At 38.7% G+C, this 25,830-nt stretch carries 11 protein-coding genes; 3 read left to right on the forward strand and 8 right to left on the reverse strand.

All coding sequences use genetic code 11. The features are described 5' to 3' along the window. On the reverse strand, positions 1-5,742 hold a 5,742-nt coding region (locus ACYVFA_RS21095; protein ID WP_460473845.1), incomplete at its 3' end, for a beta strand repeat-containing protein. A gap of 56 nt (positions 5,743-5,798) precedes the next feature. Further along, positions 5,799-6,125 carry a LytR/AlgR family response regulator transcription factor gene (locus ACYVFA_RS21100; protein WP_460473846.1) on the reverse strand — a complete coding sequence of 109 codons (327 nt, stop codon included), beginning with the start codon at positions 6,123-6,125 and terminating at the stop codon, positions 5,799-5,801. 242 nt (positions 6,126-6,367) lie between these two features. On the opposite strand from ACYVFA_RS21100, the gene ACYVFA_RS21105 reads away from it, so the two are divergent. Beyond that, positions 6,368-10,390, forward strand: coding sequence for a hybrid sensor histidine kinase/response regulator transcription factor (locus ACYVFA_RS21105; RefSeq protein ID WP_460473847.1), 4,023 nt, complete (start codon positions 6,368-6,370; stop codon positions 10,388-10,390). Between the two features lie 62 nt (positions 10,391-10,452). On the opposite strand, the gene ACYVFA_RS21110 is transcribed toward ACYVFA_RS21105, so the two are convergent. Together ACYVFA_RS21110 and ACYVFA_RS21115 are read right to left on the reverse strand one after the other, a co-directional pair. Next, on the reverse strand, positions 10,453-12,867 hold the full coding sequence (locus ACYVFA_RS21110) for a TonB-dependent receptor domain-containing protein (RefSeq protein ID WP_460473848.1): 2,415 nt from the start codon (positions 12,865-12,867) through the stop codon (positions 10,453-10,455). Between the two features lie 507 nt (positions 12,868-13,374). Next, on the reverse strand, positions 13,375-14,142 hold the full coding sequence (locus ACYVFA_RS21115) for a 3-keto-disaccharide hydrolase (protein WP_460473849.1): 768 nt from the start codon (positions 14,140-14,142) through the stop codon (positions 13,375-13,377). A gap of 272 nt (positions 14,143-14,414) precedes the next feature. Here ACYVFA_RS21115 and ACYVFA_RS21120 point away from each other — a divergent pair, with 272 nt between their 5' ends. Together ACYVFA_RS21120 and ACYVFA_RS21125 are read left to right on the forward strand one after the other, a co-directional pair. Then, positions 14,415-14,852, forward strand: coding sequence for a response regulator (locus tag ACYVFA_RS21120; RefSeq protein ID WP_460473850.1), 438 nt, complete (start codon positions 14,415-14,417; stop codon positions 14,850-14,852). Positions 14,853-14,863: 11 nt separating this feature from the next. Next, positions 14,864-17,269 (forward strand): PAS domain-containing sensor histidine kinase, encoded by a 2,406-nt coding sequence (locus ACYVFA_RS21125; RefSeq protein ID WP_460473851.1) that lies wholly within the window; start codon positions 14,864-14,866, stop codon positions 17,267-17,269. Positions 17,270-17,347: 78 nt separating this feature from the next. On the opposite strand, the gene ACYVFA_RS21130 is transcribed toward ACYVFA_RS21125, so the two are convergent. The 4 genes from ACYVFA_RS21130 to ACYVFA_RS21145 are packed head-to-tail and all read right to left on the reverse strand — an operon-like array spanning position 17,348 to position 25,809. Further along, a complete protein-coding gene (locus ACYVFA_RS21130; protein WP_460473852.1) occupies positions 17,348-18,679 on the reverse strand; it encodes a hypothetical protein in 1,332 nt (443 codons plus the stop codon). A gap of 5 nt (positions 18,680-18,684) precedes the next feature. Further along, the gene (locus tag ACYVFA_RS21135; protein ID WP_460473853.1) at positions 18,685-19,131 is read right to left on the reverse strand and encodes a hypothetical protein; all 447 of its coding nucleotides are present in this window, start codon (positions 19,129-19,131) and stop codon (positions 18,685-18,687) included. Continuing rightward, positions 19,128-24,650, reverse strand: a complete 5,523-nt coding sequence (locus tag ACYVFA_RS21140; protein WP_460473854.1) for a hypothetical protein — start codon at positions 24,648-24,650, stop codon at positions 19,128-19,130. Before ACYVFA_RS21140 ends, ACYVFA_RS21135 begins: the two co-directional genes overlap by 4 nt. Then, positions 24,643-25,809: a hypothetical protein gene (locus tag ACYVFA_RS21145; RefSeq protein ID WP_460473855.1), complete on the reverse strand. Its 1,167-nt coding sequence runs from the start codon at positions 25,807-25,809 to the stop codon at positions 24,643-24,645. The genes ACYVFA_RS21140 and ACYVFA_RS21145 overlap by 8 nt, the downstream gene beginning before the upstream one ends. Positions 25,810-25,830 lie beyond the last annotated feature (21 nt).

The raw sequence follows: 25,830 nt of genomic DNA on the forward strand, positions 1-25,830 counted from the left end.
GGTTACTGTTACCGTATAAGTACCCGGAATGGTGATGGTCGCTGTCGCATTCGTCCCTAAGCCTGATGACCATTGGTAAATATCTCCACCATTTGCTGTTCTGGTTACACTTGTAGTTGTACAAGTCAAATTATCTGTGCCTGTGATACTTACACTTGGTGGCGTTGTGCTTTGAGTCACACTTGTGGTCGCTGTGGCGGTACAGCCATTTGTGCCTGTCACTGTTACCGTATATGTACCCGGAATGGTGATGGTCGCTGTCGCATTCGTCCCTAAACTATTGGACCATAAATAAATCCCTCCGCCACTGGCTTGCCTTGTGACACTCGTTGTGGTACAACTTAGGTTGGTCGTGCCGGTGATATTTGCACTTGGTGGCGTTGTGCTCTGCGTGACACTTGTCGTTGCAGTGGCTGTACAGCCATTTGTGCCTGTTACAGTCACTGTATAAATACCCGGACTGGTGATGGTCGCTGTGGCATTTGTTCCTAAACTATTTGACCATAAGTATGTCTCGCCTCCACTAGCAGTTCTGGTTACACTTGTAGTTGTACAATCCAGATTGGTTGTGCCTGTGATATTGACCGTTGGAGTGGTACAGTTAATAACCTGAGAAAGTGCACTTGATATGCTGTTATCATAGATAGCATCACCATTATACTCAGCAGTAATAGAATGCATACCTACCGATAATGTACTGGTTGTAAAAGTAGCTACGCCACTGGTTAAAGTAGCTGTACCCAATATAGTACTACCTTCTTTAAAAGTAACTGTACCTGTGGCTGCTGTTGGTGTTAAGGTCGCTGTGAATTGAATATTGGCGCCTGCACTAGCGGGATTATTGTTGGAAGTGAGGGTGGTGGTAGTAGATGAAATACTGTATTTTGCTAAAAAAGATTCAAACGGTCCAACTGCTACTAATTCATTGCTTCCGGAAGCATAAGTTGAGCTGAAACCAGCCTTTTGTTTAAAAGTTCCACCCAGATAGAGCGCAGTTTCAGAAACGGCTATCATGGGATCTGCTTCTAAGTCCGGTCCTCCCATTCTTTTCACTAATTGAAAATCTCCGTTAAAGCTATATCTGGCCAGGAATACATCAGACACTCCGGCACTGGTAATCATATTGGTATTAAAGTCAGATGGTGTATTGAAGTTGGCTGTTCCCCGAAAAATTCCTGAAACATAAAGATGATTTCCCGATACTGCTATACACTCTCCACTATCCGTATCTGTTCCGCCGGCGCGTTTCATCCATAGTATGTTCCCATTAGCATCATACTTAGCTATGAATGCATCAATCTGGCCCTCACTCGTCAATTCATTGCCTCCACTGGCAGTCGGAGTGTTAAAATTAGCTATTCCAGTAAAAGAACCTGCCAGATAAACATCTGTTCCGGATGATGCCAGGCTTACTCCTCCATCAAAACCTGTGCCTCCAGCCCTCTTAAACCATAGAATATCTCCTGAACTATTATATTTGGCCAAAAACATATCTGTATTACCAGCACTTATCAATGTGTTACTACCTGTTGAAGACGGGGTATTAAAATTGGCTGTTCCTTCAAAATAACCCGTAATATACACCTCTGAACCCACTGTTAAAACACTGAATACATCCTCATTCCCATTTCCACCTGCTCTTTTAACCCATTGAAAATCACCTGAAGTATTAAATTTTGCTAGAAATACATCTAATGCACTTGCACTTGTTATCTGTGTATTGGCTGAACTTGCTGACGGATTAAAATCTGAGGTTCCAGTAAATGTTCCTGTTAAATATACCTCAGAACCTGATACCGTGACAGCACGTCCTTCATCAGAAGTTGAACTTCCTGCGCTTTTTAACCATTTCAATATCCCATCGGTATCATATTTTGCAAGAAATATATCTCCATGCCCCAGACTCACCAATTCATTACTACCAGTGGCCGAAGGTGTATTAAAATTAGCCGTATTACTGAAGTATCCTGTAATATATAAATCTGTACCTGATATGGCAATGCTGTTTGCTCTGTCATATCCTGTTCCTCCTGCTCTTTTGGCCCATTGAATCGCTCCTAAACTATTGTATTTGGCCATAAAAATATCATAATCGCCAGCGCTTGTCAGAGTTATTCCATCAAGCTGAATGGTGCCTTTAAAATAACCTGCCTTATAAACATTACCCATTGCATCCTGAACTATACTGACAGCACGCGTATCCAGTGTAGCTGAAGTATTTGCTGATTGCCTGATAAAACTTAAACCCGGTTCTGTAAGCGCATTTACCACTTGTGATACTGCGCTTGATGTGCTTGCTAAATTTGTGCCATCACCGCTGTATTCGGCAGTGATACCATGTGTACCAACTGTCAGTAAACTGGTATTCAGGTTTGCTACGCCACTACTTAAAATAGCTGTGCCTAAGATAGTGCTACCTTCTTTAAACATAACAGTACCTGTGGCTGTGCTTGGTGTGAGGGTAGCGGTTAGTTGCACGTTGGCGCCTACACTGGCGGGGTTGTTGTTGGAGGTGAGGACGGTGGTGGTAGCACTACCAGCAATAGTTAAACCAGCTGTAGCTGTAACTGCACTACAACCCCCACTCGCAGTAATCGTATAAGTCACTGTATAATTGTCTGTAGTACTGGTAGCTGGTGTGATTTGTCCTGATAAAGCATTAATGGTCAATCCTGTAGGCGTAGAGCTAAAAGTACCACCTGTTGTACCTGAGAAGGTTACATCTGCAACACTGCCAGTCTGTGCATAGGGAGAGCCCGGATAGCTGATACTGGCGGTTGCGTTACACCTTTCATAAATAAAAGGCACTACGTATGAACAAGCTCCGCCACTCGGGGTTATTTTGGCATAAAGTGTTGATGAGCCTGTTATGACATTGGCATTGGGAGTAAAAGTATTGGGTGCAGTAAATGTACCTGCCGAGGTTGTTGCACCAGCATCCGTAAAAATACCATTGACTGTTCCGTCATAAGTACCTCCATAAGTAAAAATAGGTGTTGGATTATTGTTGACTATGATGGATGAGTTCGTATTGCTATTAAAAGTACCTCCGTTGTCTAGTATGGCATACTTCAATACGCCATTATTCGCAAAAGTACCGCTATTGCTTAACCTCCCTCCAATCTCTATGTTACCATTATTTGTTAATGTCGAGGGAGGAAAGATATAGAAATCACTTGTATTTTTAAGTGTTGCGCAGGCATAATTAGTAAGTGAAGTTCCAGTGTATAATGTATTTTCTCCTGTGATATTAATCAAGCCATAGTTGTTCGCAGAACCACTAGAAACCTGAAATGCATAATTCCCCATTCCAGTAATTGTTGCGCCTGTTTCGTTGGTAAATGACGCTGTACTACCATGCAGGATACAGGTTTTAGCGTTTATGTCTACAGTTCCTCCAGTTTTATTAATAAAACTGGCTGTAAAAGACGTAACAAGCCCTCTATTGTTTGGCGAAGATATTGAAAGAGTGCCATAATTATTAAATGTAGAAGAACCGTCTACTTTTAAAGCTGCATACCCATAGTCGCTTCCGACAGTATTACTTACATTGATGGTGCCATAGTTTGTTAGAGTAGCATCAGAAAGTAAAATTGGATTATCATCACTTGTTGAAACTGTTAGTGTTGCCTCTCTAGCATTGAGGATAAGACTTGCGCCTGGGTCATATAGAACTACGTTTTTCGCTACGGCAGCAGTTCCTGAAAATATAACAGGGTCGTTCGTCACGTCTATGATATACACAGGATTAGTAGCCGTAGGCACTCCATTAGGCGACCAGTTACATGGATTTGACCAATCGGTGCTGGCTACGCCTGTCCAGGTCATAATTTCTGTTGCTGTGGCTACCTGAGTGCATGTTCCTGTTCCCTGGATGTTGAAATTATACGGATTTTCATTACTATCATTATTAGCAATACTTATTGAAGCACTTCTGAGACCATCCCCATATGGGTCAAAAGTGATCTGAAAGGTGGTACTGCCGGATGCTGAAACCGGAGATGAAGGCGGTGCTGTAACACTGAAATCTGAAGCGTTTGTGCCACTAATAGCTACTTTGGGAGTGCCGCTCAGAATCAAATTTCCCTGCCCGGAGTTTTCGATAGTAAAAGTTTTTACTACGGTTTCACCAGTTACTGCCGCTGAACCAAAATCTGTATAGTCTGCGCTTGAAGGACTTGTGTCTCCGTCCAAAATGGAAACATTATTTCCTTTGATGTTTATTTCAGGAGATGCACCTGTGCCCTGAATTGAAAAAGTATACGGATTCTCATTACTATCGTTATTAGTGATACTCACAGAGGCAGTTCTGGTTCCAGGTGCAGAGGCGGTAAAACTTATCTCAAATGTCGTAGAGCCAAGACCTGTTACAGGTGAATTTGGCTGACTTGTTACTGTAAAATCGGAAGCATTAGTACCGCTGATAGCTACTTTGGGATTGGCACTTAAAGTAATTGGGGCGTTACCTGTATTATTAATAGTAAAGGTTCTGGTTATACTAGGAATTGCAGATGTTTGTGTACCAAAATTAGTATGGTCAGTTGTAGTAGGGCTAGTGTCTCCACTATTGATAACCACACTATTTCCTCTTACTTCTATTTCGGGAGAATAATCATACGTAAAAGGAACGACATAACTACATGCCCCACCACTTGGCGTTATTTTAGCATATAATGTCTGTGACCCTGCCGATAATCCTGAGGGTACAAAAGTATTAGGGGCTGTAAATGTTCCTGCTGAAGTAGTAGCTCCGGTATTTTTGTAGATTCCGTTAATAGTACCATTAAATGTACCTCCATAACTAAAGATTGAACCATTAGTAGGGTTATTATTGACAATAGCAGAGCCATTACCGGTATTGCTGACCGAACCTGAAAGTGAAACATATTTTAAGATACCACTATTAGTAAAGGACTTACCACTATCTAACACCAAATCTCCTGCAATTTGAATTAAGCCGCTATTATTGGTTGTTTTGCAATAGTAAACTCCGGCAGTTGCTATTATTTTCCCACAGGCATTATTTGTAACTGTTCCATCATTAGAATAAATTATATAGGGAGAGCTTACGGAAGAGTTATAATTGATACTTCCACTATTAGTAATAGTGAGATGGTCATCATAAAAACCTGTTTCTGCATCATAGATACTTATTGTGCCTGTATTGGTTAAAGTTAAATAATCTCCTCTAAAAGCATATGGCGTATTAGTAGAATTTATAGTGCCACTATTATTTACTTTCAATGGGTTTACATCGCTTGAACGAATACTGATTATACTAACGTTTATATTTACAGTTCCATTATTCGTAAAAGTTGATGAAGTTCCTGCGCCTGAGCCAAAAGATGATAAAAACATTCCTGTTAAAGTTCCACCAGCGCTTGTTTCAGCTCGTATTGTACCATTATTTATTAGGTTTGCACCTTCCAAGATATTAATCGTACAACTATTTTCTCCTACTCCTATACCTTTCAGCGTGGCTCCACTATTAATAGTTAAGGTTCTGCTTGAACCTTCTAATCTAATAAATGTCACACTGATACTTCCGCTATAAATAACTGCATTCCGTTGAGCGCTGGCGTCAATAACAATATAGTCGGTAGAATTAGGGACCCTTCCAAGATCCCAGTTAGAAGTGGTGGCCCAGTTGTCACTTGTTGTGCCTGTCCAGGTGATATAGGTTTGGGCAAAAGCATGTTGGCTTAGCAATAAAGCCACAAAGAGGTAAAATATTTTTTTCATGGGGTAGAGATTTTTTTCAATAGCTGTATTTTAATTATAAATAAGAGTCGGGTTTATCAACTTTTTTGTTTTATGCTTCTTCTTACATGCTTATTTCTTCTTCTTGAAACCTGTATAACCTCGTTATTACTCAATTTGACAGAAGCTTCTTTCTTTTCATAGCCAACTATACAATCGAGGTTTATGAGCACCGAGCGACTGGCTCTGAAAAATTTATAAGGCGGTAAGCGCTTGGCTAAAATCCCAAGCGTGGTGGCAGACAAAATCTTGCTGCCGTCATGCAAATGAACCATGGTATAATTACTATCAGACCGCATGAAGAGTATGGTATTCGGGTCTATTTTATGGTGCCAGCCAAGGCGTATCAAGGCGGGTTGGGTCATGGTTTTAGAGTGGGTGTGATGATAAAAAATTATGTCCAAAAGTAGCATAGAAGGCAAGGCAGGGGTTATCGTAAAAATTACGTTCTTTTCCTCTTTTCTTTCATTTTTAAAAAAGTAATATATCTTTCGGCTTTTTTAGACATAAAACAAGGTATTTTAACCACTCAATAACTGACCTTATGCATTGCTTTTATTGTTCCGCTTCTATGTTTAACTTTGGTATCTAAAGAGTCTGAACCTGTATGTTGATAAGAATACTACTTTTACAATTCCTTTCTTTTGCCTGTCTTGCACAGCAGAATCTATGGCAGTCTATCAGCATTGCCAATGGTCTTTCGCAGGGTATGATTTATGACATGATGCAAGACCGGGAGGGCTTTATGTGGATTGCTACCAAGGATGGTCTGAACAGATATGATGGCTATAACTTCAAGGTCTTTACACATAACCCATATAAAGAATATAGTATTTCGGGCAATACCTGCACGGCTCTGCTGGAAGATTCTCAAGGGCGTATCTGGGTAAGTACGGAGAAAGACGGGCTGAATTTATTTGACCCGAGAACTCAGAGATTTTATCATGCTACTCCTCCTATTGCTGCCAACGAAAGTATTTTTATCATTACGTTCATCAAAGAAGATATTGCAGGTAATATATGGCTCATTACCGATAATCCCGAAAAAGTATTTTTTATTGCAAAAAAGGGCTTCCCTACTAAACCCGATTTCAGCAAATGGTTTCAGAAACCTGATGCCTACGCTAAAAAAAAAGCTCAATTTAAATTTGACGCACACTCGATAGGAGTCCGATTCATAAAAGATTTCTTCTGGAGAGAAAATCTGGTGGATACTCCTAAAGAAGAATTCAAAGTTTTGCAGGATAAGCAAAAACGCTATTGGGTTTTTGGGCAAGACAAAGTCATTTGCTATGCGGGGCAGAATGCCATTAAAACAATTCCATTTCCATCAGCCGGAATACCTATTGCCAACCTGTTAGAAGACGGAAGCATTGCTATTTCGAATCAGCAATATCTTTGGGTTTTTAAGCCGGAAGAACTCTTAAAAACCGACCAGCTGAATCCTCGGAATGCACTGGCAACAATGCCTATTTTATTAAAGGGAATAAGGGAGGTTTTTAAAGATAAAAATGAGAATATCTGGGCAGGGACTTATGGCTATGGCTTATTGAAACTAAACAATAATTTCAAGCTATTTCATTCTATTTTGCCGCTATATTCTCCCAGCCATCTTTTAGAAAGTAGTGATGGAAAATTATTTATGCATGGCAATTACAGGCCTCGCTATCGCTTTTATGAGATTAATGCTACTGATAACGCTATTACACAAATACCCGTTGAGATAAATCACCCGAATTATGTACAGGATGCACTCTTCCAGAGTAAAAATGGTAATTACTATTTAATTCATCATATACTCGAAAACAAATACATGAGTTGTTATTCGGCCAATTGGCAATTGCTGAAACAATATGATATTACTCAATACAGTAATCCCTTTAATTATAGTCATAAATTTATAGAAGAGAAGGACGGGCAGTTGTGGATTGGACTAGCCAACGGCAATATATTAAAACTAAATCCAGAGACTGAGCAATTTCAGTATTTTAGTTATCAGCATGTACTACCAAAAAATAATTCTTTAACAGAAACCTTCGCCTTTTACAAGGATGACAATCAGGTTTTCTGGATTGGTACGCAGAAGGGCTTAATCAAAGCAGAAAATCTTACAACCAAGCCTAAATACACCATTTTTAAAAACAGCCAGACTGATGAGCAAAGCCTGAGTAATGATTTTGTGTCGGCAATAATTAATGACCCTTACCAAGCTCAAAGATATTTATGGGTAAGCACTAAGGGAGGCGGATTAGAAAGATTAGATAAGCAAACAGGTAAGTTTGAGCATTTTACTGAAGAACAAGGTCTACCAAATAGGGTTGTTTATGGTATTCTGCCAGACGAAAAAAATAATCTATGGCTTTCGACTAATCGTGGGTTATCACGCTTTAACCCTAAAACGCTAACCTTTACCAATTATAATAAATCAGATGGCTTGCAGGAGGATGAATTTAATACGAACTCTTATTATAAAGGGCCATCGGGTAAATTGTATTTTGGGGGAATAAACGGGATTAGTATTGTTAATCCGGCGGCAGCTAATGATGGCAAACGAGCACCCGTCTTGAAAATGATTGGCCTGAAAATCAATAATAGAACTATAGATGTAATCACTGAAGAATCTATTTTAAAACTACCTATAGAACAACTAGACAAACTGGAAGTAGCCCATAACCAGAATCAGCTATCGTTTGAATTTGGTATTATGAATTTTACCAATCCTGTAAAAAATCGTTACCGCTATCAATTGGTCGGTATAGATGATGATTGGGTTGAGGCAGGCACAAACCATTTTGCCAATTATGCCCAGCTTCCAGCAGGGAGTTACACTTTTAAAGTGATGGGCACTGTTGATGGAGAAGTCTGGAGCAAGCCCATCGCTTTAGCTATTCAGGTTAATCCACCCTTTTATCTGAGCTGGTGGGCTTATCTGCTTTATCTCAGTATTTTTGTTTATGTAATTTATCGATTATATCAGAACCAGTTAAATAGAGTCCGCTTACAGGAGCAACTCTTATATAAAGGAAAAGAAGCCGAAAGATTAGCAGAATTAGACTCGCTGAAAACCCGTTTTTTTGCCAATATTTCACATGAGTTCCGTACTCCTCTTACACTTCTGGCTGGCCCCTTAGCTGATGTCAGTAAAAAATATCCGAAAGAAAGTATCTTTGGGGTAATGCAACGTAATCTAAGCAGGTTACAGACGCTTATCAACCAGATGCTTGATTTATCGAAACTGGAGGCAGGAAAAATGAATCCACAGATTCAACAAGATGATTTAGCGGCTTTTATCAAACATCTGCTGTCTTCGTTTGATTCATTAGCTGAAAGCAAACATATCACTTTCAGTTATGAAAAAAGCCAGATACCTCATCAGGCGTATTTTGATGCAGATAAACTGGAGAAGATTATTACTAACCTGTTATCTAATGCTTTTAAGTTTACACCCAATGATGGGACAGTTGATATAGAGACCACTTTTACAGACAAGCAAATCACTATTAGTATACAAGATTCGGGCATTGGTATTGAACAGGAGCGACTTCCGTTTATCTTTGACCGCTTCTATCAGGTTGAAGATACTATTTCGTCGAAAAGTTATACCCGGAATTATGAGGGAACAGGTATAGGGCTGGCCTTAGTAAAAGAGTTAGTAGACATATTGAAAGGCAAAATAAACGTTGAAAGTCAGCTTGGAAAAGGCACACAATTCACCTTGAGTATACCTATTGATAAAGCGACCTGGGAGTCATGGATTAGTCAGGAATCTCCGGCTGTATATGAAAATACCGTTGACCAGATTAAGACTGACACGACCTCTTTAAATGAGAATCATGTATCTGAAAAATCAGTTGAAAATCCTGTTGATACTGAGCAACCGATTCTTTTGATTATTGAAGATAACGACGATTTAAGGGCTTATATCAGAAGTCATTTTGAATTATCTTATCAGATTGTAGAAGCCTTTGATGGGCAGGATGGTTATGAAAAAGCCATTGCAATGATTCCCGACCTGGTTATTTGCGATTTGATGATGCCAAGGCTTGACGGTTTTAGCTTCTGCAAATTAGTAAAATCAGATATTCGAACTAATCATATTCCGGTGATTATGCTGACGGCTCGTGCTGCGCTTGAAGACCGCCTGGAAGGGTTGGAATTAGGTGCGGATGATTATCTGGCCAAACCATTTAATACAGAAGAGTTACAGATTCGGGTACGTAACCTGATTACTATCAGACAGGCTTTACAACAAAAATACCAAAGGGAAATTAGAACCATTGAAATACCTACCTCTGAATTAAAAGCCAGTTCGCTGGACGAACAGTTTCTGGAAAAGATTTATGGTATTGTTGATCGAAACCTATCAAATACAGACTTTAATATTAATCTTCTGGCTGATGAGATGAGTATGACGACCGGGCAATTGCGCCGTAAGCTGAAAGCCATTACTAACCAGAATATTGTAGAGTTTATCCGCTATTATAAACTGCAAAAGGCATCTATACTTTTGCAGAATAAATCAATCAGTGTATCAGACGTAGCCTATCAACTGGGTTTTGAGAGTTTACCCTATTTCTCAAAAATATTCTTTGATGCCTTTAGAAAGAACCCTTCGGAGTGGAATGGTTAAATGTATTGAGTGAATGAATGATTGATAAATACTATTTAATCACTCATTCACTCAATTTCCTATCATCCTCCTTTAATACGGTTCAATTCATCTTCTGAGCCGCTTCTGCGATTGCGGGCACCTTTGATTTCGTTGCTACCAAAACGGTAAGTGAAGTTTACTCTTAACTGCTGAGACTCCCATTTGAAACGTAGATTAGTAGCTACCCCACCATATTCAGAATGATACCCTCCCCTACCGGTGTGCAATACATCGGTAAAGCTCACTTTCAGAGTCGCATTGTCTTTCCAGAATTTCTTTTGTACACCTGCATCCATTGTACCCATAGCAGTATTATAATCAATGCGGCGGTAAGGAGAATTATACCAGCCTGAAAGCTCGATTGTCCAGTTGTTTTTCAATTTGAAGGTACTTTGTGCATTGGCATTAGCGGCAGTTGTACTATTGTTTATTCTTAACCCATTCTTTAAATCACCACGGAATACATTGGTATAGCCACTTACATTCACAAAGATATTCCACCATTTGGTTAGGTCAGTTGCCAGACTTATATCAAGACTGAAGCCTTGTGTATAATCTAAGTTCTGAGCGATAAAGTATGTACGGCTCTCATCATAAGGCAGTCTAAGACCTACTACCGGGAATCTTGTTCGCCAATAACCTAACGAGGTAGTTAATTTACCTTTGTAGACGTGCGTTAGTTTGAAGTTATTGGCGTACTCAGGTCTTAAGAAAGGATTACCTTTTGAATATACCAGTTCGTCAATACGATATTCAAACGGATTAAGGTTCTGATAGCTTGGTCGGTTAATGCGACGACTATAATTCAGGTTTAAGTTATGGTGTTCTGACAATTTATAAGAAATAGCCCCACTTGGGAAAAGGTTAATATAAGTTGTATCTACCTTATCTAAAGCATTTTGTTTGTAACTGGTCAGTTTGCCTAATGAATGGGTGCGCTCTGCTCTTAAACCTAATTGTAAATCCCATTTTTTGCTTAATGATTTATTGTAATTGACATAAGCCGCATAGACTCTCTCGGTATATACAAAGTTATTGCTTCTATCCAGATCTCTTACTTCGATATCGTTCAGAACATTAAAGAAATCGAAGGTATTATCAGATTTTACATCTGATAACTTGATTCCATAGCCTAGTTTACCTTTAAAAAAAGGCTGCTCGTAATCTATCTTGAATGATTTGATACTAATATCAATCGGTGTTTTAGTTACGAAATTACGACTAAATGAAGGTCTGTCAGAATTAGGAAATTCATAAGTATTTGGCTGATAACTTACCCCTCTTGAAGTAAAAATACCATAATCGGCATCAATATTCAGCTCATGCCCTGTGGTATCGGCAAAGCGATAGTTCAGGTTCAGGTTGAGGTTTTTGTTTTTCTCAGGGTTCGATGTGCGAGAGTTCAGAACGGCGGAGTCTGGTTGGGCACGGTTGCCAATTAAAGTCTGGCTTTCACCACCACCATTATGATCGCTGGCACGGCCGTTAGCGCTAAAACCTATGGTATGCTTCGAGTTGATGAAGTAATCAATCCCGGCTTTGGCATTGTGCGAAGTATCGCGGAAGATACCATTCCAGGTTTTGTTATAGGCAATGTTATTCAATATCTGGTCGTCAAGGGTACGGTTATGCCATGCGCCCTGGTTATAGCTATAATTACCATAGATATTGATTTTTTTATCGCGGTGATTAAGATTGATAGAACCATTAAGTTTAGGAGTAATACCGAAGTTAGAACCCAAAGCTATATTTCCATTGGTACCTATTTTCTTATTCTTTTTCAAACGGATATTGATGATGCCTAAATCTCCGGCGGCATCATATTTAGCCGATGGGTTGGTGATAACCTCAATGGCTTCAATATCGGCAGAGTTCATACTTTTTAGTATAGAAGCCAGGTCTTTTCCACTCATGGGCGATGGGCGACCATCAATATAGATACGCACCCCTGATTTACCTTTTACTAAGATATTTTCATCTTTATCTACCTGTACGCCAGGGGATTTCTGGAGAATTTCAAGCCCATTTAAACCGGTAGAATTAATACTTCCTTCTACATTGAATATGATTTTATCATTTTGTACTTCTATCAGCGGTTTAGTGGCTACAACTTTTACCTCGCCCAGTTGCTTGGTATCAGATGAGATGGTAAATGGCTGAAATTCTACATCTTTATCAACTACATCAAATACAGCAGACTTGAAAGGGCTATAGCCTACGGCTGTAATCTTAATAAAATACTTCCCTGTATTAATATGACTGATTTTAAAACTGCCATTGTCATCGGCAATATCCGCTTTTGTGAGCGAAGAGTCTTTGGTAGTATGAATGGCAATCGTAGCAAAAGAAACTACTTCATTCTGTTGATTTTTTACCTGACCTTTGATGGTGAATGTTTGAGCATACAATAAATTAGTTATGCTCGTAAAGAGTAATACGAGTAATAGATTTTTCATGATAATTGTTATAGCTTTTCAATAATTTTGTAAATAGCATCAGATACCTTGGGGCTCTAAATGCTTATCGCCTATTCGATTATGTGATGTTATAGCAAAATTAGGCATTAACATTTACTTAGTAATCACCCAATTTGCGTTTAACACCGCTCAACTACGAATAATTTCGTAGCAAATATATTACCTCTTTTCTTATCCTCCAAAATTTATTACGAAAAATTTCGTAGATAATTAATTAATGAGATAAATGGTTGTTGGCTTCCGGTTTATGAGTGGAAACTCAGGTAGAGGAAAAAGGTTACGCAGGAATTTTATTAAATTTTTAATCATACATTGTCGTCTTTAAAATGTGTTTTCTTAAAGACGATTAAGCATAATATTTGTTACAAAGGTGTTTTCTTTTTTACATCAATGAAGTTAGTACAATAGTTTTAAAGACATCTGTTAAAACCAAACCTGTCACTTTATCAATCAGATAAAGTGACAGGTTTGTAGATTATCTAAAAATCAAAAATCCGTATTTGCTTCTTTTATATCCATTCGTTTAATCCAGATGTTACGATACAGCACATCATGTCCTTCGGCTTGTAGTTTCAAACCGCCCGGTGTATCTGTGATGCCTTTCCCACCGTCATTCCCGCCATCAATACCTGAGTTCGGGCCACCCCAAACCTGGCTGATTTTCTGATTGATGTGTACTTTCTTGCCGTTGAAATACATCGTAACCATCGGTTGTTCTACCAGTTTGCCATCTTTAAAACGGGCTGCACGGAAAACGATGTCGTAGGCATTCCATTTACCAACGCCATTATAGGCATAATAAGGTGATTTTGATTCGTTGATCACAGCAGCTAAGCCATGTGAGGTAGAATCGCCATCTAATACCTGAATCTCATAGCGGTTTTGTAGGTAGACACCACTATTTCCTCCCGGCTTGCTGATATAAAACTCTACGTGTGCTCTGAAATCACGGAAAGTATCTTTGGTTACAATATCGGCTGCGCCATATTTTCCGCCTGCTGCGGCCGGGTCGTTGGTATTTACGGCTGTACCTTTTCCAGTTGGGTCGTCTACAATAAACCATTTGATAGGCAAAGTGGCTGAAAGTCTTGGGCCTTCCCAATAGGTCCATTTTTCGTCAAGCATTTTACGGGTGCCATCCATATATACAACTGCGCCTTTTGGGGCTTTTGTGCCAACTCCGATTTGTGCTTGCGCAAAAGTTCCGGAAACTAGGAAAAGTACCAAAAGTCTGAATAATCTGCTTCTACTCATAGGTTTTATCATATAGTTTTAAAAAGTGAAATGGTTGATTTTTTTGAAATGGTAAGAATACAAAATAAAAAAAAGATAATTCAATAAATGTGTGTAATTTTAACGTAACTTTAAGCTTATTGCTCAAAAATAAGATAATTCTGGCATTTGCCTTCCATTATTCAGCATCATTCAACAATAGTATTTTTCGTTTAGCTGGCTTTTCTATTCATTTGATTTACGAATAAGAAATTGTATTTTTACAATTCTATAAACCCAACTATTTAAACCGCATGACTATACTTAACTATACAATTATTCTTGCTGACGATGATGAAGATGACAGGATTTTTTTTAAAGAAGCGATGTCGGAGGCAGCAAGTTCGGTAACAGTCAATACTGCTAGTGATGGAATAGAGCTTATGAATATGCTTTCACATACAGTGCCTGATGCCATTTTTCTTGATTTGAACATGCCCTTCAAAAACGGACAAGAATGCCTATCCGAAATAAAAAACAATAGACGGTTTAAGAACATTCCGGTAGTGATTTATTCTACTAGTTCTAATATCGACCAGATCAATTCCACTTTTAAAGCAGGAGCTAATTTATATATAGCAAAGCCTGACTCATACCTAAAACTTAAAATTATCCTAAAGAAGGTTTTTACGCTTGAATGCGAAGAGTATAAACCACAACCTGACAAAGAAAAATTTGTTTTAAAGTATTAAAATTTTGAAGCATGTCTCTTTCTAAAGATACATCAGACGTAAACCTATCTGAGGTTGGTACGCCTAATTTACTGCATTTTAAATACTTACCTGCCTATGCACAATATCTTCTGGATAATAAACTGGAAGACTTTACTCGCATTTCTTTGGCTATCTCCCGTGAGGTAAAAATACCATTACTACGTTTTTTTGAGGGTATGCCAGAGGATGAACTCATTAAAATGTCGGTACAAGGCACGCAGGATTATCTGACTTATTTTGCTACTAACCGGGTAAAAGAATTTATTGACTTCTCGATAGACAGGTGGAAAGAAAACCAGCTCCCGTTGGTACAGAATAACGAGATTGTGGCACAGGACATTTCGACAGTAAGTTATACCCGTCGGAAGGCTTTACGCCATTTCCTGCCTGAGTACACAACTGATTTTACTATTTATGATCAAATTTTAGACGAAATAGATGTATTTGTACTGACTGTTGAAGAACAGTCTTACAATACATTATTCGATATCAAGCAACAAAAAATAAACGAACACCTCTATTTCATTGAAAAAGTAAACAATACCCTTCCAGGTGTTGTCTATGTGTTTGATATTCTTGACTTTCAAGAAATCTATTCAACTAGTAAAAGAGAGGAATTGATTGGCTATACCAGCGAAGAAATCAAAAGTTTTGGCGCAAATGTCTTTGCAGCCTTGCTTCATCCGGATGATTTAGAGAACAGACTCGAACATATCCGGAATTTTACTTCAGCCAAAGATGGAGAAATCCGTAGTATGGAATATCGACTGAAAAACAAAAAGGGTGGCTATCATTGGCAAAGGGTTTACGAAACGGGATTCAGGAGAAATGAAGCTGGTGAAATATCGCAGATTATCGGAATGTCGCTTGATATAAACAAAGAGAAAGATGCGGCGCATAAATTACAGGTACGTGAGCAGCAATTAAGAGAAGCGCAGGAGATAGCAGGATTGGGTAGCTTTGAGTGGGATTTACAGGCACATAATTCTCTGTATTCAGAGCAGTTATTAAAAATATTTGAACTGGAGGAAAGCAAAGATTATCTGACATTTCTTCAATATGTACACCCAGCAGACCAGACCCGATTGACAGCCGCGATTAATGAAGCTATTACAGGCAATGGTATCTATGAATGTGAGTATCGTTATCAGAAAGAAACAGAGAAGGTTATCTGGTCACGCGGACTGGTTACTTTTCAGGATGGTAAGCCGCTTAAAATGCGTGGTACAGTGATGGATGTTACCGAGCGTAACACGATGTTGAAACAATTGGAACACACCATTGAGCTACATAAACAGGCACAAGCGCTGACACATATAGGCAACTGGACCTGGAATATACCAAAAAATACTATTGACTGGAGCGACGAAATGTATCGCATCTATGGGCTTGAGCCACAGTCGGAGGAAATACATTTTGAGCGCTTTTTATCATTAGTTCACCCCGAAGACCGCGGGCGTAGAGTTGAAGAAATACAAAGGGCTTTGGCTACGCATATTGCTGAAGATTATGTGATGCGCATTGTATGGGACGATGGAACCATCAGGGTATTGCAAGGTAGAGGTGAGCTAATACTAGATGAGTTTAATAAGCCTCATAAACTATCAGGCACCTGTCAGGATGTGACAGAGCAATATCATATTAATCAGCAACTGGAGCAGAAAAATATTGAATTGCAGCGAAGCAATGAAGAGTTAACTTCGTTTAACTACATTGCCAGCCATGATTTACAGGAACCATTGCGAAAAATCAAACTATTCAGCAATCGGATTTTCGAGAAAGATTTTGAGCACCTCTCTCCTACTGCCAAAGAGTTTTTGCCTCGTATCATTACTTCGGCTAATCAGATGCAGAAGTTGATTAATGATTTACTGGCATTCTCACGAGCAACTTCTGCTGATAAGGTATTCGAAAAAACTGATCTGAATGATTTATTAGAAGAAGTAAAGAATACCCTAAAGGATAGTATTGAAGAAAAGCAGGTGACGATTACACAGGGCAAACTTCCTGAACTATATCTGATTTCGTTCCAGTTTCAGCAATTGTTGGAAAATATTATTGGCAATGCTATTAAATATAGTAAGACTGACAATCCTGTAGAAATTAATATTAGTTTTAAGACAGTTAATGGTAAAAACTATGTCAACCAGGGAGCAATAGCAGGTAAAAACTATAATATGTTAAGCGTTGCCGATAACGGCATTGGTTTTGACCAGCAATATGCCCAGAAGATATTTGAGCTTTTCCAGCGTCTGCATAATAAAAATGAGTACTCTGGCACTGGCATCGGTTTGGCTATCTGTAAGAAAATTATCCAGAACCATAATGGATTTATTATTGCTTCAGGAGAACCTGATAAAGGGGCTACCTTTCATATTTTTACGCCTTTGAGTTAAAACCCTGCCAGACCCGATGAGAATAAAGTCTCGATGAATTAATATGGGTTTGAGTAGAGTATTTGTTTTACTTATCCTCTACTCCATTTCAAAATAATCAAATTCGCCTTTATTACATCTGGCTGACACAGTTTTATCGCAACTCTCCCATAAGAAATAATCGCCTTTTTGCTGGAATTTTCCTTCAGCGGCCATCAGATCTTCACCTAGATAAATAGGTTTGGCTGGTAGCGCATTGTAAAAGCCATCGCCTTCGATACTATAATAATTCCCATCTGATAACTGTACCAGTACAAAAAACACAGTTTTGTCTTTATTCTGGTATTGTCCTATGCGTAAAGGCGCATTACGCGCATTCATATTAGGCTTATCGCAAGGTTCAGCTAAAATCAGTTTCATCAAGGCAGGTTGAGTGGTAATTGCATTAACTATGATGGCGCGATAAGCAAATTCAAGGCTTTTCAACTCATAGTAATCTTCCTTGATTGGTTTAAAAATCCTTTGATAAGTATTCTGTTCGGTTTTATCTGTGGTCACATATTTGGCATAAACATAGCCTATATCATTCAGATTAAACAGATAACTTATGAAAGGGAAATCACTCATGATAACTTTGTAGAATGCCCCTTGTTTTTCGTTTGAGTACAATTTCAGTTCAGCAAAAGTCAAGGTTTCTTTATTGTCTCTGCCCTTTGCTTTGCCGAACAGGTTCATACTACCCAATACTTTCCCGTTTTTATCTGAAGATGTTCTTACCAATAACTCATCCGTTAAAACATATACATATCCTAATTTCTGGTAGGCAATGAATTTATAAATCGTATAGATTGATGCCAGAATCAGGAAAATAACCGTTCCAATACGCCAGTAATTATATTTATAACGCGATTTTACCGCTTGCTCTCTGTTTATAGGAGGTCTAGGTGGAGCTATATTTGTCGGAGTATTAGCCGCCGGTTTAGCAGGGGTTGGACTTACCGCTGGCTTTTCAGATACGGTTGGCGTAACTGATTTTGCCGGTAAATTATTCTCTTTAACTGGCTGGGGCTGTTCAACTTTTTTGGGTTCGGGTGCTGGTTCCGGGCTTGGCTCTATCGGAATAGTAATGGGTAACTGAATCGGTACCCTTTCTTCTATTACCTCAGGCTCAATTACAGGAACTTCTTCGGTTTCAACCTCAATTATTTCCGGTATTTCTTTTATTGGATTGATGGTATTCAGAAAGCTTTTTTCTTCGTAAGCACCATTCAATTCAAATTTCTGATAGAGTAATTGCAGGTATTGATTAATCTGCTGGTCGTTCAATAGTTTCAGTTTATCCAGTTTTTCTTGTGGAAGCACCAGCTTATCGTATCGTTTCCCTAGGAAATTCAGGTATTCAATAAAATGTGAGTGTTCAATGTTAGTCATATAATCTACTTATTAAACGCCAGCTCTGATAATTTATAAACAACGTCAGTTGGTACAAAAGCGTATTTCTGTTGGTTAATGCTTTCTATTTTAAAAATGGCTTCTATCCTGCTACCTGTTTTTTTTATTGAAAAACGCTCATCTTTTGTTTCTAATAACCGAGGATTATCATTATAGAAATTACTGATTTCATTCCCCTGATTCTGAACTTTCACCACATAGTTTTCTGAATCATTCGTCGAAATAGTAGCATCGCTTCCGTATACTTCTTTAATGATATGCGTAAGGCTATCTACCTGAATACTGACAATATTTCTGTCTGATAATTCTTCTGTAATATCCACTTTTGCTAATTCAAAGGCTTTGGGTTTTATTAAAGATGCCCACAAGACAATCCCGATAACCAAGACTACCAGCCCAAGAAAAATATAGATTTTTGATGTACTTTTCATTCTTTCATATAGTTTTTAAACGACTCGGACTCTAAGATCTGGTCGATGATGAGACGGTAAGTAATCCACTCCTGATTATTGGCCTCATTAGCTGTGAAATAAACTGTATAGAATTTATTCCCCTTCACAGGTGCTTCCATCAGATTGTTTTTAGAAATTACCAGTGCCAATCGTTTGGAATCATTCTGTTCACCTTCTTTAATTGTACCTGTTTTTCCGTAGAAATAATATCCTTTGTATACGTTACTGCCTCCGAAAAGGGCTGCTGATGTGCCACTTGTCATGACCTGCTCCATTCCTTTAATCACATTATTACGCAGGAAATCATTGAAGCCACTTCTCCACGTAGTGCTATCTACTTTCCAGCTTGATTGCTGCGGATTTCGTTCGGTCAGGTATAACTGATAATCTTTATTCTGGCTGAATAGCTTCCCATACATCTCAGTCATTTTCAGTGGTGTGACACTATAAGGTGTACCGCCAAGCGTTGGGTTCTTCAGGCCATTAAAGAAGTTGGTGAGTTTATTGGCGTGCTTTCGCTCAGCCTGAATGAAAAATGATTGCTCAGGAAAACTCCATAAAAACCCTCCCAATTGCTGTTTATAAAGGGTTTGATAGACAGCAGTATCAGCATAATCCACTCTGCCTCTATCTTTAATATTGAAATCTGTCTTGTCAACATCCTCTACAATCAGCCCTAAATTTTTGTCTAGCCCTTCTGCCAGTAATGATTTTTCATTGCCGAAATAAGTATTTTCATCTTTTGAGCTTTTGGGCCAGCCTTTATCTTTCAAAGATCTCAGTCGATATGCAGTACCTTCCATTTCTATAGCAGGAAACTGATTTTCAGGATCATTGAGCTGATGGGATAATACATTTTGAATGCGATAAGATTCATTCAGCTTGAAATCATTGCGGGTATATGAACCTAAGAACATCAGCACCGAATGATAAAAATTACTTGATTGACGCAAGTATTCTACGGCATTGATATTACCAAAATGTTCGCCATGTTCGTCTTGCCAACCTTTGCGCTCCGGCAATTTATAGCCTGCATATTGCCCTACCGATTCTTTTTTATTACCTGGTTTTAATTCGAACTGGTTAGATGCCTGCAAAATCAGATTTTCCCAGCCTGCATTCAATCTGGATGCTAAAGAGGCAAAAACCAGCGGTTTGATGGAAGAACCCGGACCATAGGCCAGATGCAGCAAATTAGTATTGCCCCATTGGTCTCTTTCATTTTTATTATTGCTGAAAAAGAAATAGCGCTGATTCATTTTATCGATGGCAGACGTATTATTCGGATCAATCAGGGTACGATTTTTCACAAAATCCTGCATTAATCTTATTTTACCATCTCCATCTGCCGCCATCACTGCAAATTTGAAATTAGGCGTTTTATTGAATTTATTGCTGAAAGCCCTTACAATGGTGTCACCTACTTCTTTGTTCAGTTTGTAATCAAGCGTAATATTGGCATCTTTCAGCAAGAGCGTATCGGCTGTATAAGCAGTTTTGAGTGCATTTGCATAATGATAAACCCACAATAACCGATCGGCCATCGGGTATACCATTCTCTGCTTGCCATTGACCCAATAGCTACCCATGAAAGCATAGTTATTATCTTTGGCATATGATACCAGAAAATGGTTTTTGCCTTCACTTACCTTGGCAATTTCATCGAGGCTCAGTTTATTCACAAAGCCGCTCACTTGCTGGCTGAGTATCTCTTCTTTATGGCTTGATACTATATCAATGGAGGCAGGCGTACGCTTAACTGCATTTTCAAGATTCATTAGTACCAATGGTTCAGTCGCATTAGCGAACCATGCATTCGGCAGAACAGCTACTTTGAGTGTGCCACCTTGTGAACCTGCAAAGTAAGGCAATGCCTGACCTGTGACCGGCTGATTATAGATTCTCACCACAGGATGATGCAAGGAATCCAGATTCTCCTGATACAAATTCCCCTTCCAGGTGATGCGGTCTTCGTAGGGAGGTAATTCCAGGTACAAATGTTTATTGTAGACCGATTGGTAGCGGTCATCATCAAAGCGAAGATAAATAGGGCTATCCTGCTTGAAAGCCTGAGCAGGGTTATCTTTCAGAATGTCCAGAATACTTTGAGAATATTTATCAGATTGATCGTATAGCTCTTTATACTCTTTTGACCTTAACAGGCTGTTCAATATTCTGGATAAATCCTGCGGGATTCTGTTCGTCTGGTTAAAGGCCGCTCTATTATCCACTTTAACAGTATCCTGAATATTATTCAGCAATGTATTCAGTTTATCGTTAATGGTTTCTTCTGTCTTTTTGAGCGAAATCTGGAAATTGGTTTCCTGTACGTTATTCGACCGACCACTCAGTAACAAGAAAATAATAACAATGACGAAAAAGATACCCATTCTTGAAAAATCAAACGTTGGGGAAATGGTTTTGATTTTTCGTTCAATTGGCTGATTAAGCAATGGAATAAAGAACAAAGTTAAGGGTAATAATAAACTTAACTTACTCGTAAGGCTCAGAAAAGGAAAATCCTGCCCGAAAAATACGAAACGATTGGTTGAAGCTAGCCATACGAAAAAGCCTAGCGTAAATACCAGAATGAGAGCCACGCTTCCATTATAGGATGTTGGTGCAAAAGTCACTTCACCATTTTTATCCTTCTGGTAAAGTTGATACGCTATCAGATAGAAAATCATCGGGATAGCCAGCACTACCAGTATCCAAACGATTATCCAATTGCCGAATTCGGCAATGATATAGCGAGGTACGACTACATCGCGGGTTTGGGTAGAATAATTGACTCCCCTATTGAAATGTGGTTTGAAATCGATTCGCTTTGATTCGTTGCGGGTTTTGTTGAGGTAACTGTTAATGAACCATTGCCCCTCAGCAGTTTCTACAATTTTGCGTTCTCTGAACGAATCATAATCATTTTCACTAATCAATTCATCGACAGGTTGATAAATTAAAGACGCACGATGCACTACGTTTTTCAGTTGGTCGTCAACAAACGAATCAATGTAGTTTTTGGTGAAGGGAATTAACAATAAAGCTACCATCACTACCCCACCAATCAGGAATCTGTTTTTGTGTTTATTATTCGCCAGATACACGTATACCACCACCAGCACAATGGCAATGATGAGGAATATATCCCGATGAATCAGGATTTTATGGAATAATGGTTTATAACCAATAAATAAGACATAGACGATGAACGAAAGAATGCCATAAATCCAGTAATTATCAGGCTTCCAGAACATGGCAAATCGGCTACCGGATTTAGCTGTATAAGGCTTGCGTAAGAAATTGGTAAAGACATTCTTCAACAACAGGAACAATAAGAATAATACCGCAAAGCCTCTATCGAAAATAGCGAAAAAGGCAAAGGTAGTTAGCGTGAGATAAAACTCATTGTTGGCTGTGAGGTAATAATAAAACTGATGCAGGTAATTGAGAAATTTTGCGCGGGATGGTTTCGGCAAAAAAGCTGATTGTTGTTGCTGCTGATTGACTTTAGCTGAAAAGAACAGATAAGCTACAAGTGGCACAAATACCCCTGCAATACGGTTAATGAGGTCATAACCGGTAAGCATCAATAAAGCCCCACAAACGACTAAAACCTGTGAATGATAATAAAGATACTTCTTTTGTGAAAACAGTGCCTTAGCCAATAATTTGCTGAATGTATCTTTCTGAAAACGATAGAGATTAAGCAGAATAATGAAAATTGCCGGAAGTATAAAGGTCAGCGGCAATGCCATAGATAGATTAAGAAACGAGAAATCGAACCGGATAAGGGTAGTTTCTAATTCGTATTTATTAATGTTTTCGAGCGGTGGGAAGGTGGCCACCCGCCAGAGCAAAATAAAGCGATAGGCAAGCAAAGCATAAACAACTGTATAAATAACTGCCTCAATACGCTCCAAGCCATGATTAGCATTGAACAGGAGTGTAAAGACAAACAACAAAAACAGGATTGAAAGATAGAGCAGATTGCTTGGAAAAGCAAAGCCATTATCGGCAAAATCACGAATCTGGAAGAGCCATTCGTATTCGGTATTCTGCGAATGCAATGAGAAATCCTTTCCAAAAGTTTCGCTTTGCTGATCGTTTTTAAAATTATCAGTTACTTCACCTGAAAAAGCTACGCCCGTTGGATTGAGGGTATAAATCATCGTTCCAGAAAACACATTGGAACGGGCATTGCGTAAGTCTTCATGAAAAAGGAAACCCTCTTTCAAAGATGAATTAAGCAATTGGGTATAATGATTATCAAGAAAACGGATTTGTTTTGTGCCTATTTCGGCATTATCCTGCTGGGCAGACAATACAAAGTACTGAGGAAAATCAAAATTCAGCACAGCTGTTTTAGTGCTTTTCGGATACAGATTTTTATCAAGCACACTGAAAAAATATTGCTTGCGGGCATTGTAAAAACCTACAAAAAACTTATCTCCAGCGGCAATACTGGCATTTGATTGTAGTTCTGGAAGCTGGCGGTTGCCATCAACACTTAGAGTGAATCTATTCTTGAAAAAATCATTGGTCGGAAAAATAGTAATGTTTTTTTCTTTAGCTGATGAATTCTGACTGGCTAATAAATAGATTTCGCCTGTAGTTTGCAGGATTCGTTCTAATACTTGTTTGGTCTGGGCTTTGCTGGAAACAAAACGATCGTTTTCAATCAGCAGAGAATAAAAACTTTTACCTTTTTCAATCGGTAAATCCTTTACTTCAATTTCGTCTTCATATGTACTAAGTATATTCAATTGTCTCAGAATGCTTTTCGCACTACATCTGATATTGATATGATAGGCCTTACGCAATTTCTTCTTAAACAGAAAACCCTCATCTTTGGTCTCAATATTAGTACACACAAGGCTGATACTATCATTACTGATGGTAAAGCTGTTTTGTATGGGTGTCGGGAAGATTGGGTTGATTGGTCTGAAATCTTCCTGCGGATTCGAACGACTAAAAACGGGTTCAAAGTATTTATCAAAACTCAAAACAAAACGACCATCGGTAGTTTGTCTGGCTTTAAATGTTCCGCTTTCGTTGCTCCATAAGCCGTTGGCGCTGCTCTGTTTTTCGTTGGTTGAAAGCACCAGATTCTGCTTGAAAGCTACTCCCGAGTTGCTCAGTGCATGATGGTCAGCATTGTTAAAATAAGGTCTGGCTTCGTTGGGTTGCTGAAATTTTTTCAGCACAAATACCGAAATCAGATATACGATAGTTAATAAACTAATACCTAATAAAGTAGTAGTAAATCGGTAAGCCTGTAAACGTTTGACATTGAGTGCAGCCGTTTCCAGCCGGGGAAATTTCTTCCTAAAATTCTCACTATCAATATTTTTCTCGGCAATGATAACCCCTAAAAAACATAGTGAGCAGAAAATGATTACACTACAAAAAAACAGCGAAAACAGATTGACGAAAAAATAGAGAGTCACTACCAGACCAATGCCTAGCAGCAGAAATATCAATGATTTTATCTTAGGCATTCGACTTGTCGTTTTTAATGATATAACCGTTGATATTTACTTTTTCGAGTTCTGATACGTGGTATTGTTTCAGCAGTTCAATGATATGCAACACAAGTTTATTATCGGTATTAGTTGTATTAGCCGAAAGATCGACTTTCTTCAATTGACTTGAAGTAAAAGCCGGATTCAGCAATTGTTGCATATTCATTTTATCGTATTCAACACCTTCTTTATTTTTCAATTTCACGAAACTCATGAAATGAAACGCCAGCGGAATAAGGTTTTCAATTAGTTTTTCCTGCGTTTCTTCATCGGCTGGATATGGCGTATCATCTTTAAAATGACGTACGAATGGTTTAATATATGCCTCTGATATCAGTCTGAAATACTGCTTTTCTTCTTCGCTTTCCGCATTTACCTGTGTTTGCAGGGTCTGGTAGTTTTGCTTTACGTTTTCCAGTTCGGCGCTTAGTTTACTATAATCTTTGTTGAGGCTTATCTGGTCGTAGTAGCGTTGGCATAGAATATCTATCACCTCAGCATCAGTTATATCCTTGTTTTGTCTTTCTTCTATCAGTTCGGCTTTAAAGCGTTTGATTTTCTCTTTCACCAGTTTGGTTTCACTGGCAGGTTTTTTAGATTTTTCCATAGCATATAAAATGATTAGAACGAGCACAACAGCGGCTAATACACCTACCAGAATCCAGGCCAGCTGGTTGGTTTCCAATGTAGTAGCTTCAACAGCGGGCAATTGCGGGGTAACAACAATAGTTAGCTGATGTTTGGGCAAATGAAAAACTCGGTTTATCAGATGATTGAACACAATATTGCCATAACGCGGGTCTGGCAGATAATACTTCTGTTTTAAGTCAGATTCCTGGCAGCCCAATAATCCATAAATTCTGCTGAGGGCATTCTGGCTTGAATCCTGTATCGTAAAGATGGTATCATTGGCCATAACACGGCTATTCAGTACAATACCGATGCTATCATCTTTGGTTGAAATCTTCAAGGTACCATTCTGTAATTTACCTTGACTCTGATTCAGTTTTACTTCAAAAAAAGCAGTTCGTGGTACAAAGTCGGCCTCAGCACTGATAATTTTAAGCGTATCGGCCTCAGCCTGGCAAAATAGAGGAACAATAAATAATATGATAATTACAATGTTTTTTAACATATGTATAAGCGGTTTCGGTTT

The sequence above is a fragment of the Emticicia fontis genome, from assembly GCF_054779675.1.